Origin of the sequence: Streptomyces sp. NPDC047079 (genome assembly GCF_040643755.1) — a bacterium.
Taxonomy (GTDB): Bacteria; Actinomycetota; Actinomycetes; order Streptomycetales; family Streptomycetaceae; genus Streptomyces.
Map to the genome: position 1 here is coordinate 1 of NZ_JBEYUZ010000071.1, position 1498 is coordinate 1498.

1 pseudogene is annotated in these 1498 nt (G+C 73.2%); it reads right to left on the bottom strand.

Annotated features, from left to right (window positions below):
- Nucleotides 1-1373: pseudogene (locus ABZ823_RS30920) on the bottom strand (cell division protein FtsK); the annotation flags it as partial.
- Nucleotides 1374-1498: the final 125 nt, after the last annotated feature.

Here is a 1498-nt window from a genome sequence, read left to right on the forward strand (position 1 = left end):
TCCTGCAGGGCGCGGGTGACCTTGCGGCCCTCGGGCACCTCGGAGGCGGGCAGGGACCGGATGAACGCGGCGCGGCGCTGGTACTCGGCGATCCCCGACCGCATGCCGGCGAGAGCGGCCTCCAGGTCCTCGTCCTCGTCACCACTGACGTACCGGTGGCAGATCGGCTTGACGGAGTCGAGGTCGCCGGACCCCTTGAGTTCGTAGATCCACAGTTCGGCGGTGGGGTCGAGGGCGACGCCGAGGACGATGGCGAGGGCGCAGGACGTCTTGCCGGATCCGGGGATGCCGCCGACCAGCAGGTTGGAGTACATGAGGGTGATCTCGACGAGGTTGCCGCGCGGGTCGAACCCGTAGGGCAGCGGCTGGTAGACGTCGGCCTGGCCTTCCCTCATGAGCGGCCACAGCTTGCGGCCGGCCTTCGCAGGGTCGCGCTGGGCGACCCACAGCACGAGGCGGCCCGGGTGTGCGCTGCGGTCGGCCTCAGGCCACACCGTGCTGATGGGGCGGCGCATGGCTGCGGCGAGGGCGGCCCGCTTCTCGAGGACGGCGGTCGCCTCGACGCCGGGCGGCAGGTCGACCTCGGCGCGCCAGCCAGGGCCGTCGCGCATGACCTCGGAGGCGAACTCGACGCCGCGGCGGCCCTTGCGCCCCTCGATGCCGATCGCGGCGAGCGCGTCGAACACCTCGGTGGAGTCGAGGCGTCGCAGCACGTTGGTGGCCACGTAGCGGGTGATCAACGGCTTGTCGCCCTTCTTCCCGGCGAGGCCGACGAGGGCGGCGGCGCCGAGGTAGGCGCCGAGGGTCCAGCCGGGCACGAGGAAGCCGGCCACGAGAGTGGTGATGCCGGTGGCGGTGGCGACAGCCAGGGAGGCGATGCGGCGCGGCCGCACGCGGCGGGAGTGCTCGCGGGACAGGGCGAGCCAGGCCTCGATGTCCGCGGACGCGGCGGCCTTGGCCTCGACGGGCCGGGCTTCGGTGTCGGCGACCCACTTGCCCCAGCGGACGATGAGGCGGCCGGCGCCGCGCGGGGAGCGCAGCAACAGGCGGGCGAGGTAGACGGGCGCCCGCAGGGTGTGGAAGGCGGTGACGTGCGCGTAGTAGGAGACGGTCCAGCGTGCGGCGTCGACGAACTCGGCCGCGTTGCGCAGGAACGTGGGCACGACGGGCGGCGCCTCGGACAGGTACGCCTGCCTCTCAGCGAGCCAGCTGCCGGGCTCGGCGCCCGGGTTGGGCGGGTCGACGGGCCGGGGCTCGGCGTTGGCGACGACGTCGATGATGGTCTCGGTCAGGGTGTCGGTGTCTCCAGTGGGAGACGCGTCCTCGACGGGCGGGGGCGCGTCCTTGTGGAGCTGGACGACGTTGTTCGTCATGCTGGTGGCTTCCTGCCTCTTGCTGGGGTTGGGAGGCCCGGGGACGGCGGTCTGCTTGGCGGTGGACGCCGTCCCCGGGGCGGATCTACTTGCTGGCCTGCTTGCGGCGGCGCGCCTGGTTCTCG